The organism is Hydrogenophaga sp., from assembly GCF_051860785.1.
In the GTDB taxonomy this organism is placed as follows: domain Bacteria; phylum Pseudomonadota; class Gammaproteobacteria; order Burkholderiales; family Burkholderiaceae_C; genus Hydrogenophaga.
This window is the reverse complement of sequence record NZ_JBIMLB010000029.1, coordinates 1-20,329: the sequence shown is the minus strand read 5'-3', so window position 1 is coordinate 20,329 and position 20,329 is coordinate 1. Positions and strand designations below refer to the sequence as shown.

20 protein-coding genes and 1 tRNA gene are annotated in these 20,329 nt (G+C 62.2%); 18 read left to right on the top strand and 3 right to left on the bottom strand.

From position 1 onward, the window contains the following. The first annotated feature begins 46 nt into the window (after positions 1-46). From ACTIF6_RS24735 to ACTIF6_RS24720, 4 genes are read left to right on the top strand one after another with little or no spacing between them, the layout of a single operon-like run. A complete protein-coding gene (locus tag ACTIF6_RS24735; RefSeq protein WP_439590411.1) occupies positions 47-832 on the top strand; it encodes a hypothetical protein in 786 nt (261 codons plus the stop codon). A gap of 23 nt (positions 833-855) precedes the next feature. Continuing rightward, on the top strand, positions 856-1,293 hold the full coding sequence (locus ACTIF6_RS24730) for a YybH family protein (RefSeq protein WP_439590410.1): 438 nt from the start codon (positions 856-858) through the stop codon (positions 1,291-1,293). Then, a complete protein-coding gene (locus ACTIF6_RS24725) occupies positions 1,290-2,288 on the top strand; it encodes a YheT family hydrolase (RefSeq protein WP_439590409.1) in 999 nt (332 codons plus the stop codon). The genes ACTIF6_RS24730 and ACTIF6_RS24725 overlap by 4 nt, the downstream gene beginning before the upstream one ends. A gap of 12 nt (positions 2,289-2,300) precedes the next feature. Further along, positions 2,301-2,831: a DUF2946 family protein gene (locus ACTIF6_RS24720; RefSeq protein WP_439590408.1), complete on the top strand. Its 531-nt coding sequence runs from the start codon at positions 2,301-2,303 to the stop codon at positions 2,829-2,831. A 46-nt stretch (positions 2,832-2,877) separates the two neighbouring features. Here ACTIF6_RS24720 and ACTIF6_RS24715 read toward each other — a convergent pair whose 3' ends face one another. Then, a complete protein-coding gene (locus ACTIF6_RS24715; protein ID WP_439590407.1) occupies positions 2,878-3,729 on the bottom strand; it encodes a c-type cytochrome in 852 nt (283 codons plus the stop codon). 136 nt (positions 3,730-3,865) lie between these two features. Between ACTIF6_RS24715 and ACTIF6_RS24710 the strand changes: the two genes are divergently transcribed. From ACTIF6_RS24710 to ACTIF6_RS24645, 14 genes are all read left to right on the top strand, one after another. After that, positions 3,866-3,941: transfer RNA gene (locus ACTIF6_RS24710), tRNA-Arg, on the top strand. Between the two features lie 232 nt (positions 3,942-4,173). Next, on the top strand, positions 4,174-4,941 hold the full coding sequence (locus tag ACTIF6_RS24705) for a type II secretion system protein (protein WP_439590406.1): 768 nt from the start codon (positions 4,174-4,176) through the stop codon (positions 4,939-4,941). Positions 4,942-4,976: 35 nt separating this feature from the next. Next, positions 4,977-5,477, top strand: a complete 501-nt coding sequence (locus ACTIF6_RS24700) for a hypothetical protein (protein WP_439590405.1) — start codon at positions 4,977-4,979, stop codon at positions 5,475-5,477. Beyond that, positions 5,474-6,853 (top strand): hypothetical protein, encoded by a 1,380-nt coding sequence (locus tag ACTIF6_RS24695; RefSeq protein ID WP_439590404.1) that lies wholly within the window; start codon positions 5,474-5,476, stop codon positions 6,851-6,853. The genes ACTIF6_RS24700 and ACTIF6_RS24695 overlap by 4 nt, the downstream gene beginning before the upstream one ends. Beyond that, positions 6,850-7,386: a hypothetical protein gene (locus ACTIF6_RS24690; protein WP_439590403.1), complete on the top strand. Its 537-nt coding sequence runs from the start codon at positions 6,850-6,852 to the stop codon at positions 7,384-7,386. Before ACTIF6_RS24695 ends, ACTIF6_RS24690 begins: the two co-directional genes overlap by 4 nt. A gap of 20 nt (positions 7,387-7,406) precedes the next feature. Then, positions 7,407-8,036, top strand: coding sequence for a hypothetical protein (locus tag ACTIF6_RS24685; protein WP_439590402.1), 630 nt, complete (start codon positions 7,407-7,409; stop codon positions 8,034-8,036). Then, complete coding sequence (locus ACTIF6_RS24680; RefSeq protein WP_439590401.1) at positions 8,036-8,710, top strand: type II secretion system protein; 675 nt, start codon at positions 8,036-8,038, stop codon at positions 8,708-8,710. Before ACTIF6_RS24685 ends, ACTIF6_RS24680 begins: the two co-directional genes overlap by 1 nt. Positions 8,711-8,793: 83 nt before the next feature. Continuing rightward, entirely contained in the window at positions 8,794-10,461 is a 1,668-nt protein-coding gene (locus ACTIF6_RS24675) for a pilus (MSHA type) biogenesis protein MshL (RefSeq protein ID WP_439590446.1), read from the top strand. Positions 10,462-10,478: 17 nt separating this feature from the next. After that, complete coding sequence (locus tag ACTIF6_RS24670) at positions 10,479-12,161, top strand: GspE/PulE family protein (RefSeq protein WP_439590400.1); 1,683 nt, start codon at positions 10,479-10,481, stop codon at positions 12,159-12,161. Then, a complete protein-coding gene (locus tag ACTIF6_RS24665; protein ID WP_439590399.1) occupies positions 12,158-13,414 on the top strand; it encodes a type II secretion system F family protein in 1,257 nt (418 codons plus the stop codon). Before ACTIF6_RS24670 ends, ACTIF6_RS24665 begins: the two co-directional genes overlap by 4 nt. Positions 13,415-13,449: 35 nt before the next feature. Next, positions 13,450-14,766 carry a hypothetical protein gene (locus ACTIF6_RS24660; protein ID WP_439590398.1) on the top strand — a complete coding sequence of 439 codons (1,317 nt, stop codon included), beginning with the start codon at positions 13,450-13,452 and terminating at the stop codon, positions 14,764-14,766. Positions 14,767-14,768: 2 nt separating this feature from the next. Continuing rightward, on the top strand, positions 14,769-15,866 hold the full coding sequence (locus tag ACTIF6_RS24655) for a type II secretion system protein (protein WP_439590397.1): 1,098 nt from the start codon (positions 14,769-14,771) through the stop codon (positions 15,864-15,866). Beyond that, a complete protein-coding gene (locus ACTIF6_RS24650; RefSeq protein WP_439590396.1) occupies positions 15,863-17,308 on the top strand; it encodes a type II secretion system protein in 1,446 nt (481 codons plus the stop codon). The genes ACTIF6_RS24655 and ACTIF6_RS24650 overlap by 4 nt, the downstream gene beginning before the upstream one ends. Further along, a complete protein-coding gene (locus tag ACTIF6_RS24645; protein ID WP_439590445.1) occupies positions 17,308-17,985 on the top strand; it encodes a type II secretion system protein in 678 nt (225 codons plus the stop codon). The genes ACTIF6_RS24650 and ACTIF6_RS24645 overlap by 1 nt, the downstream gene beginning before the upstream one ends. Positions 17,986-18,277: 292 nt before the next feature. Here ACTIF6_RS24645 and ACTIF6_RS24640 read toward each other — a convergent pair whose 3' ends face one another. Both ACTIF6_RS24640 and ACTIF6_RS24635 read right to left on the bottom strand, forming a co-directional pair. Continuing rightward, complete coding sequence (locus ACTIF6_RS24640; protein WP_439590395.1) at positions 18,278-18,850, bottom strand: toxin-activating lysine-acyltransferase; 573 nt, start codon at positions 18,848-18,850, stop codon at positions 18,278-18,280. Beyond that, complete coding sequence (locus tag ACTIF6_RS24635; RefSeq protein ID WP_439590444.1) at positions 18,847-20,079, bottom strand: ATP-binding protein; 1,233 nt, start codon at positions 20,077-20,079, stop codon at positions 18,847-18,849. The genes ACTIF6_RS24640 and ACTIF6_RS24635 overlap by 4 nt, the downstream gene beginning before the upstream one ends. Positions 20,080-20,329: the final 250 nt, after the last annotated feature.

Here is a 20,329-nt window from a genome sequence, read left to right as displayed (position 1 = left end):
TCCTCCATTCATTCAGGTGCAGATCGGTATCCGGTAGCATTTTGGCATGCGCCTCGAACCCACAGATGTCCTGCAAGCTGCGAACCGGCCTGGCGCCTTGCCGCCGGCTCGTGGCTCCCATGTGCTTCTGGCGGGTGCCACCGGCGCCCTGGGCGAAGCCATGGTGACGCGACTGGCCTCGAGCAACGCCGTGCGTTTGCTGAGCGTGCTGGTGTGCGAACCCATGGTCATGGGCCTGCGCCGCGTGGAAGAGCTGCGCGTCAAAGGTGAGGATTCCGCCCACTGGCCGATCAAGTCGGCCGATGATGGATGGATCCTGATGGATCCACCCCGCCTCTTTCATGGTCGTGAGAGGGCGATGCTGGCGGTGGAGCCTGCCGCACTGCGGCCCATCGCTGCATGGATGCGGCGCTGCGGGGTTCGCCGGTTGGTTGTGGTGTTGCCCCATCAACAAGGGCGTCTGCCCGAAGCCATCAAGCGCGGCCTGGCCACGCTGGACGAGCAGGCCGTGGCGGCCATGGGGTTCGACACGGTGGTGCTTCTGCGCTCGGCCCAGCCTGGCCCACGAGCGGCCGCAGCGGGCAGCTTTCTGGCCCGGCTGGCTGCTGGCATGCTGGGCGTGCTGCACTATCTGGTGCCGAGCAACCAGAAGCCGGTGCGTGCGGATGGCGTGGCGAAGGTGGCCGTGTGTGCGCTGGAGCTGGCGCCACCGGGCATCCACGTGGCAGCGCCGGAACTGGTGTGGGCGGCAGCGTCCGCGCCCGAGCCTGCGCCACTGCTGAGCCACTGGCTGCAGCGGATGGGTGAGCCCGGTGACAATCGCATGTCCTGAAGATCGACGAACGCCCGGCCCACATGCCCAAGACCAAGCTGCCTCCCGGCAACCCCGACGATACCGAGCACGCTTTTTACGAAGCGCTGCAACACGCCGACATCGAGCGCCTCATGGCCTGCTGGGCCGATGAGGAGGACATCGTCTGCGTGCACCCCGGTGGCCCGCGGCTGGTGGGGCACGCGGCGGTGCGGGCAGCGTTCGAGGCACTGTTTGCCAACGGAAGCGTGCAGGCGCAGCCCGAAAAGGTTCGCCGACTCGATGCCGGTTCCTGCAGCGTGCACAGCGTGGTCGAGCGTGTGCAGGTGATGACCGACGACGGACCCCAGCAAGCCTGGGTGGTGGCGACCAACGTGTACGCCAAGACGGCGCAAGGCTGGCGCCTGGTGGCTCATCACGCCAGCCCGGGATCGCGCACCGAGCCTCCCGAGGTGCTGAACGTCAAACCGGTGCTGCATTGAGTTCGAACGGCTTCGCCTACCGTGCGCCGTGGTGGCTGCCCGGCGGCAACGCCCAGACCATCTGGGCGGCGCTGGTCAGCCGTCGCCATTTTGGCGTGGCGCCAAGCTGGCGGCGCGAGCGCTGGGCCACGTCCGATGGCGATTTCATCGATGTCGACCAGGCCTTGCACGCGACCCCGGTCGATGCGCCGCTGCTGGTGCTGTTCCATGGTCTGGAGGGCTCGTCGGCCAGCCAGTATGCGGTGGCCTTTGCCGACTTTGCAGCAGCGCACGGCATCGCGTTCGCGGTGCCCCACTTTCGCGGCTGCTCTGGCGAACTGAACCACGCGCCACGCGCCTACCACTCGGGCGACTTCGCCGAAGTCGACTGGATCCTGCAGCGGTTCGCGGATGAAAACCCCGCGCGTCCGCTGCTGGCCGTGGGCGTCTCGCTCGGTGGCAACGCGCTGATGCGCTGGGCCGGTGAAATGGGCGATGCGGCCGCGCTGCGCGTGCGCGCCGTGGCTGCGGTGTGCTCGCCGCTCGACCTCGCTGCGGGTGGACACGCCATCGGGCGCGGCTTCAACCGCCTCATCTACACCCGCATGTTCCTGCGCTCCATGGTGCCCAAGGCCTTGAAGAAACTGGAGCAGCACCCCGGCTTGTTCGACCGCGCATCGCTGCTGGCCGCGCGCGACCTCTACGAGTTCGACAACCTCTTCACTGCGCCACTGCACGGGTTTCAAGGTACCGAGGACTACTGGAGCCGGGCATCCGCGAAGCCCGTGCTGCACCGCATTCGTGTGCCTGCGCTGGCGCTCAATGCGCGCAACGACCCTTTTGTGCCCGCCAGCTCCTTGCCCACGGCCCGCGAGGTCGGCCCGAACGTGACCTTGTGGCAACCGGCCCAGGGTGGGCATGTGGGATTTCCGGTTTCGCACGGACCCCTCGGCCTGCCAGGCCATGTGTGCGCGATGCCCGCTGCCGTGGGAAACTGGCTGCTGTCTCACGTCTGAGTGCATCTATCCATGGATGACATCGTCAAGGCCGCCATGGCCAAATGGCCCAACGTGCCGCATTGCTTCGGCTGGCTCGGCCTGGATGCACGCGGCCAGTGGTTCATGCGAGATGACCGCGTGCAGGCGGCGGGCCCGTTTCAAGAAGCCAGGGGCTCGCTGCTTCGGCACGACAAGCTCATCGACTTCATCCACCGCAATTACGCCGCCGATGAGTTTGGGCAGTGGTATTTCCAGAACGGTCCGCAGCGCGTGTACGTCGAACTTGAACGGACGCCCTGGGTGTGGCGGCTTCAGCCCGATGGGCGAGTGCTCAGTCACACGGGTCTGACCACGCAGGTGCAGGAAAGCCTGCTCGATGAGCACGGGCATCTCTATCTGGTGACCGATCTGGGCTTCGGGCTGGTGCACAGTGCCGACATGACCCTGGCTGCCGATGCGGTGGAAGCCGGCCGGTGGTCGCCGCGCGAGGTCCAGGCAAGCGACCTGCCCGGGCGCTTTGGCTACGTGGTCAGTCCGCAGGCGCTGCAGGCGCAGGCGTAAAAAAACCGGTCGACGACCGGTTTTTTTATCTGTGATCAGGGCAGGCTTACTTGGCCGCGTCCACCATGAACTGCACCGCAGCGCGGATGTCGGCATCCGAGGCGGCTGAACCGCCCTTCGGTGGCATGGCGCCTTTGCCCTTGATCACGCTCGCGGTCAGGGCATCGATGCCCAGTGCGATGCGAGGTGCCCAGGCGGCCTTGTCGCCGGACTTGGGTGCACCTGCCACGCCCGCCGCGTGACAGACCGTGCAGGACTGCTTGTAAAGCGCCTCGCCAGTGCCCGCCGCCACGGTGGCGCTGGGGGCGGCCGCGGGGGTCGCAGGCGCTGCAGCCACAGCAACCGGGGCGGGTGCTGCAGCAGCCGGCGCGGCAGGCGCCGCTTGAGCCGCCGGTGCCGCAGCAGCGGGTGCCTGAGGCTCTGCGAACTTGCCACCTGCGGAATTGGCCAGGTGCACCACCGCACGACCAATCTCCACGTCGGTGAACGCGCCACCTGCTTGTGCGCCCATGGCGCCCTTGCCCTTGAGCGCCGAGTTCAGCAAGGCTTCGTAGCCGGTGGCAATGCGCGCCGCCCAGGCACCCGCATCACCGAACTTGGGCGCACCCGCCAGACCGGCACCGTGGCAGGCCACGCACTGCGCGGCGTACACGGCATCACCCGATTGCAGTGGGCGGTTGGCGTCGCGCAGTTCCACCGTGCCCACGCGCTGGATGCGTTGCGCCGTGGCCAGTTCCTGGTCCACCGCGCCCGCCGCAGGCTTGTCGCCAGAGGTCACGTAGTACACCAGGCCGATGATGATGAAGACGGGGGCGACAAACGCAAAAAAGGACGTCCACAGCAGTTGGGCGGGCGTCTTGATCGGGCCGGTGTGATGTTCGTGCGCGTGGTCGCTCATGGTGTCCTCAGGGGGTGGCGAATCAATGCCGGGGCAGGCTGTATCGTGGCGGCTGGAAAGCAGCCCATGATTATAGCCAAGGGCCCTTGACCCCCGGCACCCGCAAGACCCCGCCTGATAGAATGCCAGCCTCTGTGCGGCTGTAGCTCAGTGGATAGAGTATTGGCCTCCGAAGCCAAGGGTCGTGGGTTCGATCCCCGCCAGCCGCACCAACACTTCATCGCCCCCGGCCCCGTCGCGTGGTCAGGCGCTGGCGAAACCCACCCCCTGTTTCCTGAATGCATGGCCCGCAACTGCGGGCCGCTTGTCGTGAGCTTGGCCGAGGTTCAGGCTGCAAAACCGGTGGACGGTTCTCATGGCGACGCAATTCGTCAAGTCGTTCTCCGGGCGTGAGGCCGACGGAAAGAATGCTGCAAAACAAAGGCACTTCTTTCCTTCAACCTCATGCCAGGAGTCAACATGGACAGGTCGGGTCAACCCAGATTCACGCAACGGGGACGTGGCGCCAGCAGCCCATTCCCCGCGCGCCAGGGTGGTTTCACACTGGTGGAAATGGCGGTGGTGCTGGTCATCATCGGCGTCATCCTCGGCGCCGTGATGATCGGGCGTGATGCGCAACGCAATGCGGATTATCTAAAGATTCGGCAGACCTTTATCAACCAGTGGGCCATGGCCTACAACGCCTACATCCAGCGATCCGGTGTCCCACCGGGAGACAACGTCGCGGCGCCCACGCTGATGGTTGGCGGCGCCACGGCGGGTGCTCAGGCTGGCGCTGTACTTTGTCAAGGTGCAGCACCAGTGGGGGCGGGGGCGGCTGCCATCGTCGACCAGACCATGCTTCAGACCTTTCGCGACATGGGTGTCCAGTTGCCCAATGGTCGAGGCGCAGGTGCTGAGGATCGGTATGTGTATCTGGACACCAACGGCAACCCGGTGCAACTGCAGGTATGTTTCCAGTTCAATCCGGCAGGGACCGCCTCTGGAACTGGCAACGTGATGGTGATTTTCGGCTTGGTGCCTGATCTGGCGCGGTCGCTCGATTCCGCTATTGATGGCGTTGTGTTGGCCAACGCGGGACGTTTCCGGGAGGCGATTGCTGGCCCAGCAGCGGCTTGGAGCGTGAACAGCGACCAAACGGCAGTGGGCGTTGCGGCAAATGACAACAGCGCGATTGCTCTGATGAATGCCCATTACAAGATGAACCAGTGATGGGTGCGAGCATGAGTCCATTGAACGTGCCCCCCATGGTCAAGACGGGCAGCAAGGTCTTCAGCGGCAAAAAGCGCTGGTTGTGGGCAGCTGTCGGACTCTCGCTACTTGCGATGGCAGCCGGCTTCTTCCGCTGGAGCAGTGCAGATCTGGCCGCAGCCCGTCAAGAGCTTGCGGTAGCACGGCAATCGCTCTCAGAAGCTCGGCAGACCGAGGTGCAAACCATTGATCAGGCCAAGCGTGCACAACTCGCACTGGGGCTCATGCGCGATGCTGCTGCGGTCGGCCTGAGGCACTCAAGCTGGGCCGAGCGCCGGTTCAACATCAAGCAGGCCAACATGAGCCGCGCAGCGGCCAATGCCTTGCTTTCGGAAATGGTGCGCTCACCCGATCGCCTGTTCGGTGCGGAGGAGTTCGAGCTGTCGGTGCGTGATTCGAAGGAGGGGCTTTTCTCCAATGTCCTGGACCCAGGCTCGACAGTTCAAGTTTCTGTGCGGGGTAGCCTGTTTTTCCGGACCACAGGGGATGGCGTATGACAGTTCTTGCGCTGGGTTCCGAGTGGCTCGTAACGGGTGGCGATCACGCGGGCGCTCATGGTGTCGGAATGGTGGCGCACTACCCCGCCATGCAACGATCCTGCACCGTGGTGTGGCACCCCGAGCAATGCAGCATTGGGGTGGCCACTTTTGAGGGAGATCCTCGCCATGCCACGACGTTGCTGGAACGCAAGCTGCGTTCACAGGGAGAAATCTCGGCCGACGTCAAGATCCTGATTCTGCAATCTCTGAAGGTCGGTCGCGGTTACCAGGTGCTTTATGTCACTGTGCCGCTCGACGAATGGCAGCACATGCTGTCGTGGTCCGCGTCGCAGCGCCACATCTGCCGCCTGACCCTGGCCGCCGGCATGGCATTCAAGCAGGTCGACGCCGGGCGCGCGGTCGTGCTGCAGATGGGCAGGCATTTCCACTTCTTCGCCCGCCATGACGGACAACTCGTGCACTTGCAGGCAGTTTCAGTAGACGATGCCCTGGCAGATCTGCAGGCCGTCGCTGCCATGCTCGGTGCCCAGGCTCGTGAAGACATGACGGCCAGAGGCTGCGACCAGCTCTCCGTGATCTGGTTGCCAGCGGCGTTCAAAGGCGAAGGTGCTGAGTTGGATTCCATCTCCTCGGCCTTTGCCGACGCGGCGAACGTGCCGGTTGAGCAGCGTGGTGAGCGGCTGGGCAATCTGGCCTCATTGGCGGTGCCTGTGTACTCTGCATTGCCAGGGGTGATTCAGCGCATCGCACCCAAAGATCTGCTCAACCAGAGCGACGACAGAATGCATGTGCTGGCACGGGAATACCTGCCCATTGGCGCGATGGTGGCGATGGCGCTGGCGGCGGCTCTGTCCTATGTCGGGTATGGCTGGGTCGCGGAGGCATCCGCAGTGAGGCAGCAGGCACTGCTTCTGCAGGCCGACGAATCGGGGGTGCGGAACTCCATTGCTGTTGTTGCGCGCGACACGGCAGTGGAACGGCCGGCCGTCAACCGACAGGTTGAGACACTCGCGTCGTTCAGTAAGGTCCAACGGGATCATGACCCTGTGCATCTGCTGGACGCACTGAAGCAAGGGTCACAGGGTGGCATCCGCATTCTGTCTGTGACTTCGGAGCTTCCGGTGGCGACTTCCGGCGCATCGAAACAGCCTCCACCCCCCTCCGTGGTGGTCGATGGCACTCTGCCAGACAACGTGATCAATTCGGACCTGGACACGCGGTCCTTGTCCACGTTCGTCAAGACCCTCGAGAACCATGGCTACACAGCCGAGCCGATTGATGTGCGCTCGGCGAGCGCGGGTCATGGCGCTTCGACCCGCCTGTTTTCCTACCGGGTGACCCGCATCGAGTCCGTGGAAGGGCGCAAATCATGAAGCAGCTCTTCAAACCGCGCTTGCTGCCTTTGATGGTGTGGGTAGCGTTGATTCTTCTTGCGCTGTCCTGCGTCCAGGTTCTGTATTTCAGGAACTCAGGCTTTTTCGGTGGAACAACCCCAGCAGCAACTCCACCAGGTCAAGGCGACTCGGTCGAGCAAGCGCTGAAACATCTCGCGGATCTCAAGGCCTCGAGCTGGTTGCAAGGCATTGCCAATGGTCTTGCGGGGGGGCGGAGTGAGCAAGCCATAGCGCCTGCGCCAGACAAGGCGGCGGTAGATGAGGTGCGCGGCAATACAGATGTGGCAGCTGTGGACCCTTCACTCAAGGGTGCCGTGGTCGTGCGTTCTGGCAGGCACCCCTATCTTGTGATGGGTTCGAAGCGATTTCGCATCGGGGAACGCATCGCAACGGGTGAAACGATCCAGGCCATCAACCTGCAAACCATCAAGCTGGTGTCACCCGATGGCAGAAGCAGGGCCATCGAAATCGGCCGAGGCATTGGCGCTGAAGCGGAACAGACCAGCTGGTGATCTGTGCGCAAGGAGCTGACATGAAAATATCGAACAAGAGACTTCTGGTCGTGGTGGTGGTTGGCATTTTGCTGGCGGCATTTGCCTTCCGAGACTGGTGGGTGCACCCGTCCGCTGGCGCCGTGGTGGAAAAGGAGCCACTTTCGCCTACGGCGCAAGGGGGGGGCGAGCAGTCGAAGTCGACTCCTGGTACCGCGGCGGGTAACAGCGAACAAGCGTTGCCGGCTTGGCTGGGCAGCGCTACAGGCAATCCGGATCATGCGGTGGAGTTGTCTGTTGCGTCCTCCAAGGAACGTGCGGCGCGTGCGGCCCAGATGCAGGCGTCGCTGCGCAAGCTTGAAAAACTGCAGCGGCAGAGCAATCCGGATCCCGCCGAAGTAGATGCAGCACTTGCAGATGTGGAGAAGGCCAACGGATCGAGCGTGTTGCAGGGCGTGCGGCTGGAGGTGCTGCGCGAAAACCTCAAGGTGGCTGCTCGCATGCAGAAAGCCGCAGCTGAACTGCAATCGCTTCAGCAGCGCAACGTTTCGGGCGAGCGGTCCGTCGCACGACAGGCTGAACTCAACCAGAAGCTCGCCGAGATCCAGGCCATGCAGCGCGAACTGCGGATGGACTTTCTTGTCGACAACAACAAGCCCGCGAGGCCGTGATGTTTTCAAGACGCGGCGCAGTCAGAGTGTTCCCGGCGAAACATCGCCAGATGGGCGGCTTCCTGCTGGAAGCGGCTCTGGTCCTCCTCATTACCGGTGTGCTCACGGTTTCCGCATTCGAAATTCATTCGGCCATGCGCAAGCGCCAGGACAGTGCGGCAGCCAAGAATCTGTTGCGGGCGGTTGATGCTGCCATCAGGGCATTTGTCATGCGGGAGAACCGCCTGCCTTGCCCGTCGGCTCCGGGGTCCCCTGTTGAAACTTGGGTAAGTCGTGCTGCTGGATGCAGCGCTCTCGTGGGCGATGTGCCCTTTGTCACGCTGGGCCTGGATATGCCTCAATTTGCTGGATGGAGTTTCAAGTACGGCATTTCACCTGCGCTGGGCAGTGGTGGAGATTCTTCGTTGGTTCAGAAAGCCATGCAGGCCAGCACAGCTGCCGGTAGCACCGCGCAGATTTACGTGGCGGGTCGGGATGCCCAGCAAATATTCACCAACTGTGGCGCAGTGGCCCTGAACCCTGCTTATGGGCTCATGTGGCAGCCACAGCTGGGTCCAGGGCTAACCCCCGTGCCTGACCTCTGTTTGCGCGAGAACGCCGAGGAAACCATGGGAATGCTGGCCGTGGGGAGTCTGGAATTTCTTGGTTGGCTTCACGCGGGTCAGGGACGTTAGTCGAGTGACAACCCCGGGGCCTTGCCTAGTGACTTTGTTTGTATTTGGAGAGAAAGATGAAACATGAGATTGCCTTGCTGGGCATGGTTCTGGGTCTCAGCGGATGCGCCCATTTGAAGGGCAACGCCGAAATACAGGCTGCACAGCGAGAGACCGAGGCGGACGAGCTGACCCAGAGCACGGCACAGCTTGGCACCGAGTCGGAACGGCTGCGCGCTGCGCAGGAGGCAATCATTCGTGACATGGAAGTGCGCTCCGTTGCCACGGTTCCCTCTCCGCAGGAAGCTGACCATCCCCAGATTCCAAGCGAAGGCGTGCTGGTTTCCAAGAAATTTGGCATGAGCATGCAGGACGCCCGCATTGGCCAACTGCTGTGGATCCTGGCGCAGGAGTTCAACCTGGGTCTCTCGATTGAACCGACCGTGCTGGAATCGACCAAGACTGTCAATCTGTTCCTGAAAGACGTCACGGGTCGCCAGGCACTTGTTCATATTCTCAAGGCCTTCGACGTGCACGGCAGTGTCGACAACGATGGCGTGTTGCGCGTGAATTCCCTGCAGGAGCGCATCTTCCCGGTGGATGCTCTGGCTATTCGGGGTGCCCTGGGCGTCAATGTCGGCGGTGATGCCCTCGGATCCGGTGGCGGGCAGGCATCAGGAGGGCTGAGGGACAGCGTGGTGCTGACGGGTGGCGTCGGTGATGAAAAGTCTGATGTATGGGCCTCACTGGGCAAGACGCTGGACGCGCTGCTCTCCAGTGAAAACGAGGGTAAGGTAAGCGCTGGTGCTGGGGCTGCTCCCGCCAAATCGGCCGATGCGCCGCGCTACTCCATGGACCGCAACAGTGGCAGCTTGTATGTGAGGGCAAGCCCATCCAAGGTCAGAACCGTGGCGCAGATACTCGCGCAAGGTCGCAGCTATCGCAGTCGGCAGGTGCAGATCGATGCGCAGTTGCTGGATGTATCTCTCAACAACGAATCGAGTCTGGGCATCAACTGGACGGCGCTCGGCAATCGGGTCATGGCCTCGGTCGGCACAACACCGATCAATATCGGGCAGGCCCTGGGCACGGTGGGCGCAACGCCGAACCTGTTGGGTCGTTCAGTCATCATCCCGTCTCAATCCATGGGAGGATCCGGCGCCACGGGTGGCGGCATCACGCTGTCCAACCGCGTGTTCTCCGCCACGCTGAACGCACTTCAGACTTACGGCAAGGTCAAAGTGCTTTCGAACCCGTCCATCCGGGTGAACAACGGCGTGCCCGCCTTCATGACCGTGGGCACCAACTACCGCTACGTAAAGGAAATCACCAGTGTGGCGGCCACGACCAGCGGAGGCGGCGGTGCGGGTGGCATCACGCCCATCACCATGGAAGTCAAGACCGATTCGGTGTTTTCCGGCGTGATGCTGGCCCTTGGTGCCGTGGTCAAAGACGGGGGTGAGATCGAGCTCTTTGTGCGTCCTTCGCAGACCGTGGTGGACCGCGACAGCCTCTCCCTCGTGGACGTGGGCGATGGCGCACGCCTGACGCTGCCGATTGTCAATACCAAGAGCATGACCACCATGCTCAACATGAAGGATGGCGATGTGGTCCTGCTTGGAGGCCTGATCGCGCAGGAATCGACGAACAGTCGGGACGGGATCCCCGGTCTTTCAGAGGCGCCCGGGATAGGCGCCCTGTTCCGATCCACGGCGGAGTACGGTGCGACGCGTGAGCTGGTCATGGTCATTCGCGCACGCATCATCCAGTAGAGGTTGCCGAGGTCAACATGTCCACCCAACCCCGGCTCTCCGCTGAACAGCAGTCTGAACTGCTGGGGCAGATGCTCATCCAGAAGCGGATGCTGGACGCCGTGGAGCTGGAGTACGTGCGGCAAAAGCAGGCAGCGGGAGGGGGTCTGCTGCGAACGATTCTGGTCCAGGAGGGGCTCGTCGGTGAACAGGACGTCGTCCGCGAACTCAGCGAGCTTCAGGGCTTGGCGTATGTGGATGTGGCCTCGCTCGACGCGCCCGACAACGCACTGCTGTCCATGTTTCCGCGCGAGCTGTGCCTCACGTCGCAGTTCCTGCCACTGAAGAAGCAGGATCAATCCTTGACGGTGCTGTTGGGCGACAACGAGCCTGATGCCGTGGCGCAGCTGGTATTGCGGCGAACGGGCATGCGCTCGAATTTCGTGCGAGGTCAGTTCTCCGAGGTGATGCGGTTCATTCGTCACTGTTATCACTTCTCGCGTCACCCACCGGAAGAAGATGTCAAGAAGGAAACCGATCGGCTGGCCAACGACACCGAGCACGCACATTCGCCAGAGTCTTTCGTCGACAGCCTGATGCATTGGGCCGTGCGGGAACGCGCCACCGACATCCACATCACCCCCAGTCCCAGGGGCTTTCATGTGCTTTGCCGAATCGACGGCGTGCTCCAGCCGATGATTGCCCTGCCACCCTCCCTCGGGCGTCTGACCAGCTACATCAAGCTCCGCTCTGAAATGGACATTTCGGAGCAGCGTCGACCGCAAGACGGTAGCTTTCGCGTGGTGGTGTTTGAAGTGCCCATCACTATTCGGGTGTCGACCATCGTGACCGAATACGGGGAACGCATGGTGCTTCGACTGTTGCCCGAGGCGCACGACATTCAGGACCTGGACAGCCTGGGGTTTTTCGAGGAAGACGTAGCCGTCATCGCCCGCGTGATGGAAAACCCGGTTGGCATGGTGCTCATCACGGGTCCGACGGGGTCGGGCAAGAGCAGCACCCTGCACGCAGGCTTGCGCATGCAGCACCTGATCGAGCGCAACGTGCTCACGGTGGAAGACCCGCTGGAATACCGAGTGCCCGCTGCCGGGCAGACCGAGGTGAACCGACGCGCTGGCTACGACTTCGGCACGGCATTGCGCCACTTCCTGCGCCACGACCCCGATGTGATCCTCGTGGGTGAGATGCGCGATGCCGAAACCGCCCAGGCAGCTTTCGACGCGGCCGCCACGGGTCACCTCGTGTTGACCACTCTGCACGTCACAACTGTGTTCGGTGTGGTGCCTCGCCTGCGTCCCATGGGGCTGTCTCCCCAAGTGATCGCAGAAAACCTCAAGCTTGTGATCAACCAGCGGCTGGTGCGAAAACTCTGCTCAACCTGCCGTGCCGAGGCCCCTTTCTCAGGCGCCGAATGCGACTGGCTGGGCGCGCCACACGGCACCCTGGGATACAGCGCCATGGGTTGTGCTCGCTGTCGAGGCACCGGCTTTCATGGTCGCCTGCCGCTCTACGAACTCCTTCGTGTCGACGAGGCTATGGCCAACGCCATCGCCGATGACGCAGGCCGGGAAGCCATTCGCACACTGGCCTTCGAACATCGATTCAAGCCGATGACCGAGGTTTCCAAACGAAGGGTGCTTCTGGGACAGACGACGACCGCCGAGATATTCCGGGTCACCGGTGAAGGGCCAGAACGATGAGCGGAGTTTTCTATTACGAGGTGATGTTCTCGGGGGGCAACACCTCCAGAGGTGTCATGGTCACGCCCTACGAACGGGTCGAAGCCGCATCCGTCTGGATCGAGAAGCGGACCGATGGCATCGTGGTGAGTCTGCGCCGGGTGCCCGCTGGCCTGTCTCAGGTCTACCGCTGGGGGCGCTCCATCACCCGCGCCACACCAGGACCGAAAGACGTGGCGGGCATGATGCGCGACGTGGCGGTGATGGTATCCAGCGGCATTCCCATGCTGGAAGCCGTGCGCACGCTGGCAGAAGACGATTCGGCGGAAGCCAACAAGGCCATCACCAGCCTCAGCCGGCTCATGATGGAGGATCTCGGTGCCGGTGCTTCGGTCACCGAGGCGTTCGCCCGGCAGTCTGAGATCTTTCCGGAGTCGGTGCGCAGCCTTGTCGCCATTGGCGATGCCTCGGGCACCATGGCCCAGATGCTGCAGGAAGCTGCAGACCATCTGGACCGCGTGATCAACATGAAAGCCGATGCCAAGCAGGCCATGATCTATCCGGCCTTCTCCTTCCTCGCCATCTTCGGCGCGGCGGCGTTCTGGATCGTCTACGTCATGCCCAGCATGGTCGATCTGTTCAAGCAGATGAACGCCAAGTTGCCCCCGCTGACGGTGGCGGTTCTGGCGGGTGCTGAATGGCTCAACAAGCACTGGATTCTGGTGGTTGGCCTGATGGTCTCCACACTGGTGGCGCTGGTGTGGTTCTGGAAAGCCAGCCGCAGTTTCAGGCGCATCGGCTACATCGTGCTGCACAAGTTGCCCATCTCCCGTGTGCTGGTCACCTCCTCCGGCCTCGCCTTTCTGGCCGAATACCTCGCCATCCTCACCCGTTCCGGGCTCGACGTGGTGAGCAGCCTGCGCATCCTCGAGCGCAGCACACCCGACATCTACTACGAAGAACGCCTCACCGCCATTCGCCTGTTCGTCGAGCGTGGCGATCGCATCTCATCGGCGATGCGGCTGATCGGAGGCTTCCCCAACCTCATGGTTCGCATGATCGCGGTGGGCGAGGACTCCGGCACGCTGGACAACCAGTTGTCCTACCTGGCGGCCGAGTACGGCAAGCGACTCAAGCAGACCGTGGCCGTGATCGCAGAAATCATCAAGCCATTGGTGGTGGTGATCGCGGGTGGCGTGTTTCTGGTGCTGATCATCGCCCTGCTGCTGCCGGTGTACGACCTCGTTCGGCAGGCCATGGCCCGGCCGATGTAGGTTCATCCCGATTCAGTCCTGAAGGAGAAATCGCCATGACAATTCCGCTTGCATCCTGGGCCAGTCGACGCTCGCGAGCATCGATGCAGCGCGGCGTGGCCGCCATCGCCATGGCCGTTCTCACGGTCGGTGTGGCTGGTGTGGCGTTGGGTGGCTTCCTGGTGAAGCGGTCTCAGGACGCCCAAAGCGATGCGCATGCGCAGCGGGAGATGCTGCAATGGGCCGACCGGGCCGTGCGCGGCTTCCTGTCGATTCATGGCCGCCTGCCTTGCCCTGCGAGCCAGCCAAGAGGGCCCGAGAACTGTGGATTCGGACCCAAGGGCTGGTTGCCAGTCGAGACCTTGATGGACTTGGATGGCAACACAGCACCATCGGCCGAAGCCACCATGGCCACGCGCTATGTGGCCAACAAAGGATTGGGGGGAGGGCCCGCAGCGAGGGACATGACCTTGAATGAGGCGTTCTTCAGACCCTCCCTTGTCTCGGGTGCTCCCGATCCGACCTATCCCACCAACATCGTGAGCAGCCTCGATCTGTGCGCCAAGCTTTTGGGTCTCGGCGGTCTGGCGCTGGGTGAGCAAGTGACATTCGAGAACGCCGAAGAGTCCACCTCGATAGGCCCTATCCGATGGCGCATCGGGGGATCGGATCGCCTGCCCGAGGGCGAGTTGGTCAACGCCGGCGCGATGCTGTTCGGCGTGGCCGTCTCAGCGCCTCGAGCGCCAGACAACAACTCCGGCGTCAATGCGAATTTCGGCGATCTCCGTCTTGAGGCGCCCGACCGCCGCACCGACGCAGGCTACACCGATGTCGTGAGCGTGACCACGCCAAAGGCCTACTTCGAGGCATCCGGTTGCCCAACGGCCATGGCCTCCATGGATGTCATGCACATGGCCAACGCCTGGGTGGGCGATGCCCAGGGCTACCAGGCGGGCAACATCGTGGCTGGCAACGCGTTTGGCGAGATCGTGCAGCTCGGCGCGTTGGCCGATGGCTTTTTCCTCATAGGCCAGGTGGCCGATATGGCCAATGGAGGTTTCAACTTTGGGGACAACCTCGCGAAAGAGTTGGCCGCAATCGCTTCCTTGCAGTTCTATCAAGTCCCCACCTATGTGGCAGGCCAGGTGGCCGCCAATGCGGGCATGCTGCTATCGGCAGTCGACCTAGTGCGAACAGGCTTGTGTCTCGCGATTGATGCCAGACTGGCCGCCGAGTACTTCAGTCTGGCCGAAGAAGCCGCTGCTATCACCGTGTGGAATGGGGGGCAGCAGATCCTCATCAACGCTCACGAATCGGGCATCGCTCCCGTGATGCCTGCATTGACCCCCCCGCTGCCCGCACCAGGAACCTGACCATGAACCATCGCATGCACAGAAGGGGACGCACGCAGCGCGGCTGGAGCCTGCTGGAGGCGGTGGTGGTGGTGGCTTTGATGGGCACCATGGCCGCCGGTATGTGGAAGTCGATGGAACTGGTTGAGCAGAATCGCAGAACCGAAGTGTCCCGCGACGTGGTTCAGCAAGCCGAAGATGCCCTGCACGGCATGTTGCTGCGAGACAACCGGCTCCCACAGCCAGATGACTTTTCCAGTTCCACCGCGCTTCCGGGCCACTTGGAGGGCTGGTTGCCACAAGGAGTGCTCGGCATCGAAGCGCCCCGAAGCATTCGATACACGGTCGACAGCGCTCTGGTACAGACCCCGACAGCGTTCTACCGATCAGACCCTCTGGAGCTGCTTGAAGACGGTGAATTGCTCCCCCGCACCAGCTTCAACGGTCTGGATTTCTGCCTGCAGGTGATCCAGCGGGAAAAGCAGGCCGCCGCGGGCGCTGGTGGCCTGCGGTTCGCCTTTGGTGTTCAGCAGATCGATGCAGCCGACAGGGCCGACGCCAACACCCAGAGATTCCGCCTGGGAACCCTGAGCGTGGCGAACGGGCAGCTCGGCCGGGCGAACACCCGCGCCGTGGGGCTGACGGAGGTGGTCCATCGGCTGGGGTGCATCAAGGCCTTTGCCCGGCTCGCCCACGAAGTCCGTTCCACTGCGCTGGCCCGTGATCTGAGCGACATGGGCGAGATCAATGCAAAGTTCCGGCATCTTGGGGTGCTGTCCACCGAAGAGTCGATCATCAATCACACTTGGCGGATCGCGAATGCTTCGGTGCGCTTGGCGGTGTCCACTTGGAGCCTGGCCGTGACGACGGTCACCCTGAACACCACCCCGGTGGCGTTGCTGACGGTCACCCCGACCCTTGCGGGCTTCGCGCTCGAGTTTGCGATGTGGGGACTGCTCCTGGAAATGTCGGCTGAAAGATTGGCAGCTGCACAGGAGGGCCTTCCATTGGCCAGGCAGGCTTACGACGAAGCCTTGAATTTTTCAGAGGCCTTGAAAGCGCAATACGCGTGGCACCTGGGGCGCGCCGCCAGTTTCCAGGGAAAGGGGTTGATGCCATGAAAGCTGAACGCAACGCGCGCCGTGCCCAGCGGGGACTCTCACTGATTGAGGTCTCGTTGGCAATGATCGTGATGGGCCTGGGGGCCATGGTGCTCTGGCAGTCCGCCGGTGGCGCTCTGATTCGGGAGGGACATGATGAAGCTCGATTCAACCTGGACCGCGCCAAGACCGCAGTGCTTTCGTTCGTCGCCATTCACGGCCGCTTCCCCTGCCCGGCGGCACAGCAAAACGGTCAGGAAAACTGTGGCGCGGCGGGATCGTTCTTTCCCCACCTGACGGTGGGTGTGCCTGAGGCCGACGCGGCGCGCTTGAGCTATCAGGTGAATGGCGCGGTAGCGCCGGCTGGCGCGGGAGACTTTCGTGTGTTGATGAACAACATGCCCATCAATCTGGAGAGTGCTCCGTTGGCGGTGTCCACGTCTTTAAGTGCGATTCAAACGGGTGTGAACGACGGCATGCTCGACCTGTGTGAGGCACTGGGACAGATTTCTGACCCGGCGAATGCCAGCGGCGGCGGAGTGGCCTTCAGCATCAACATCAATCCAGGCGATCGCTTGATTTCAGATGCATGGAATCCGCCCGAGCGCACCCGCACAGGGAGCGCCGCCGAGGTGTCCGACTACCTGGCCTGCGGCCCGCTGGTGGCGGTGGCCGGGCGCGCTCAGTTCAACGCCCACCTGTCCGCTGGGATCATGAACCGGGCCTTGCAGGACTACCGCCTCCAGCACCAGATTGGTTACGGCACCTACGTGTGGGATCTGGCCGAGGGCGTCTGGAGCCTCGCCAATGGCATGTACGCCTCACTGGTGGGATGGGCCAAGGTGCCGCAGGCGGCCTCTGCGCTGGCAGCCAACCTCTACACCAATCCGACGCCGCACGTCGCCAATCTCGCGCAGGGTGTCGCCTCGCAGATCGTCGCACTTGCGTCGATCGCCGCCAAGATTTCCAACGTCATGCGTTTTGTGAACAACCTTGGGAACTTTCATGAACATCTCAAGTACACCAACTTTCTGGTGAATGAAGCCCAAGCAATTTACAGCCGCGCCACCGAACACGCCATTCGTGGCAGTTCCAGCGCGTATTTCCTGAACGCGCAGGGCACCGCAGCGGCGGACTATCCAAGACCTGCGCCAGCCCCTGTCGAAAGTCCCATTGCCGAAGGTCTATTGCTTGGAGCACAGCAGAGGGCCAGCGGATTTGACTATGGAGGTATGTTCGGAGACTTGGCAACCTTGACCACCGAAGTTGAGGATCTGTCTTTGCGGAGCGGCGGGCCTCGCGACACTCAAACCGCACTCGACGGAAACGAGGCCATGCGCCGTGTACTCGACCAAGAAAGACTCGACTTTGCCCGGGAGGTCGCAAAGGCGGAGGCCAAAGCGAATTTGACCGTGGAGCAACGACCTCAGGCACAGCAGGGGCCCCAGGAGCCCACTCCGTGATGCGCCTGCGAGGCCGTGAAGCGGGGTTCAGCCTGCTGGAAATGGCGATGGTGCTGGTCATCATCGGCGTGGTGATGAGTGCGGTCATGGTCGGCACGGACGTGCTGCGCCACGCCAAGGGTCAGAAGGCCTTTTCGGTATTCATCTCCGGCTGGCATGGGGCTTTCTCGGAGTTCACGCGTGTGACCAGGTCTCTGCCCCGCGATGCCACTCCACCGGTAAACCGGATTCTAGGAAACATGCCTGCGGGGACACCTTTGTGCGGAGCCAACTTGACCACTGCGTTCATGGAAGCAAGCGTGTCCTTTCCTCAAGGGCAAGGCGTTGGGCAACAAACCAGCTATATCTACCAGGATTCGAGTGGATCGCCACAGGTCCTTCAAGTCTGCTTTGTGACATTGGACTGGTCTGTTCAGATAGCTCCTCCACCGGGTGTTCCTGTGGAAACGGCGTTCTTCGAGACGAGGGCGCGCCACGCCATGCGAATTCAAGGACTGACCGTCGAACTGGCTATGCAAATGGACGTGCTGATTGACGGTAGTCTGAATGCACGTATGGGCCAATTTCGCTTGGAGGGCTCTCAGGCCTCACTAGCGGAATGGAATCCAGGTTGGGGAATACCTGCTGCAGACGGCAACGTTCAGCCCGTTGTGACCGCCTACTTCGAGATGTTCTGATTCGTCGGTGTTCGCAGAGCAGCCTGCAGGGCTCCAAGGCCTTCGATCATCGACTTGGATCGGCCAGAAGGGACCGTCCTTGAGCATCGGTTCGCCCTACCACTTAGACAGTGGACGCGCGACGACTGGTGGTGCTTCCGTGTCAAGCCATTGAAAGGCCACGACGATTCGTTCCTCCCGCATCCAGCATCTCGGGGGGAGACTCACAATACCCCTGCAACTGGTGATCGACCCGTTGTCTCCAAGGTGGGTTCGGGGCACAACCTCAACTTGCTCTTCGGCCCGCCCCCTGTCACAAGTGGGCGGGCTCTTTTCTTTTGGCGGCAGTTTCGTGGCTAAGCTTGGCTTGGCTGGCCTTGACGCCTGGTGGAAGGGACCCACTTTGGTCCAGCGGCCTTTGCCACAAACGCACACGGGAGCCTGTGCCTCGCCCGCTTCGGCAGATGCTTCTGGCGCCGCATCCGGCCAGCAGAGCCATCACCGGCTCACGAAGACTGCTTGTATGACCGAATGGTGCTGTCCAGTCGATCAACCAGAGCCGACTACCACTTTGCCAGTCCCGCATGGCAATCTTCTGTGAGGGATCGGCCAGGTAGCGAGACTCTGCCTTTTCGTCAAAGCGCGCGAACAGCAGCAGAGCCTGTGGGCGTTGGGGCGGATGCATGGACGTGGAGGCCTGGCGCGCGATCACGTACTGACCCGCCTCGATGGGGGCCAGCAGCCGGTGCTCCATGTCTTGAAGCGCTTCGCTTCTGTGCCTGAAGTCGTGCATCCAGAGCCAGATTGCCGCGCCCAGCGCGGCCTCTGGGTTGCCTGGTGTGCTTTGGAGCCACGGCGCCTCGAATTGCCAAGGGTTTGTTGTCATGGTTGTTGCACTGCGTGCGCGGACACGGTGTCGTAGATCAGCAAGGCCAGTTTTTCACGGGAGAGGGGCTTGTAGGCAATCACCACCGCAGTGGCCGTGCTCTCGGGGCCATGACGTATCTCCACGTCGCCGGTCAGCAGAATGGCGGGAATCTGCAAGCGGTGCTTTTTTCGCAACCTTTTGATCAATTCGTAGCCAGAAAAACCCGCATCCAGATGAAAGTCCGTGAGGATCAGATCAATCGGACTGACCGTCATGCCCAGCTTGACGTCCAGCTCTTCCCAGCAATTGGCTGCGATCACCCGGCATCCCCATTCCTCCAGGGTGCGTGCCATGCTTTCGAGTACGGTTTCGTCGTTGTCGATCACCACGATGCGCAAACCTCGAAGGTAGGTGTTGGGCATGGGCGTTCCTGACAGTTGGGTTTGCTGCCCCAGCGGTAGATCGATGGCAAACGTGGTGCCGCAGCCCACCACGGATTCAACCCGGATCGGCGTCTTGATGAGATCTGCGGTTTGCTTGACGATGGCCAGGCCCAGACCGATGCCATCCACCGATGCCTTGCGGAAATGAAGCCGGACGAAGGGATCGAAAATGCGCGTGAGTTCGCTTGCCGGGATACCGATACCGCTGTCCGTGATCTCGATGCTCACCGTGTTGGGCGTAGCGGCCAGTTTTGCGACCACCTTGACCCCCCCCTGTGGGGTGTACTTGATGGCATTGGAAATGAGGTTGACCAGGATGGTGCGCAGATGATTGGGATCCGTCGTGACACTCAGGTCGTTGGATCTGAAATGCAGTTGCAGTCGGCTGGCTGCGGCTGTTTCTTCGAATTCATTGGCCAGTGACATGAACAGACGTTCCAGGGACACCGATTCGGGCAGTGCAATGACCTGCCCCGAGTTCAGGCGAGTGACTGCCATCAACATCGTCAACGACTTTGACAGGGAATTGACCACGTCGTTGACGGCTTCGATGTCGATGCGAAGCGATGACGAGGACGCGTCTTGTCGGAAGCGGCCCAGCATGAGGCCCAATGCATGAACGGGCTGGCGCAGGTCGTGGCTCACCATGGCCAGCAATCGGGATTTTGAGGAGTGGGCTTCTTGCAGGTGAGAAATCTGCTGCATCAGGCAACTGCGCTCTTCCAGTCGATCACCCACGCTGCGCCGTGCCTCCGCATGCTCGCGCTCGCGCAACGATGCGATGCTGTAGGCGAGCATGAGCACGGTGATCAAGGCAATGGCTTCCAGGAGGGCTTGCTGTGATTCGGAGAGAAAGAGCCAAGCGCCTGCCAGGCAGATGCACTGAAGCGATAGCAATGCCCACACGGGTTGGCGCAAAGACCCATATGCGTGGTAATGGGACGACAGCAGAATCGAAATCAGCATCGCCCAGGTGAGGTGGGTATTCCGGACGACCGTGAACGGTGATTCCGGCAGATCGTGAACACCGATTCCGATTTATCGTGAACAGGGA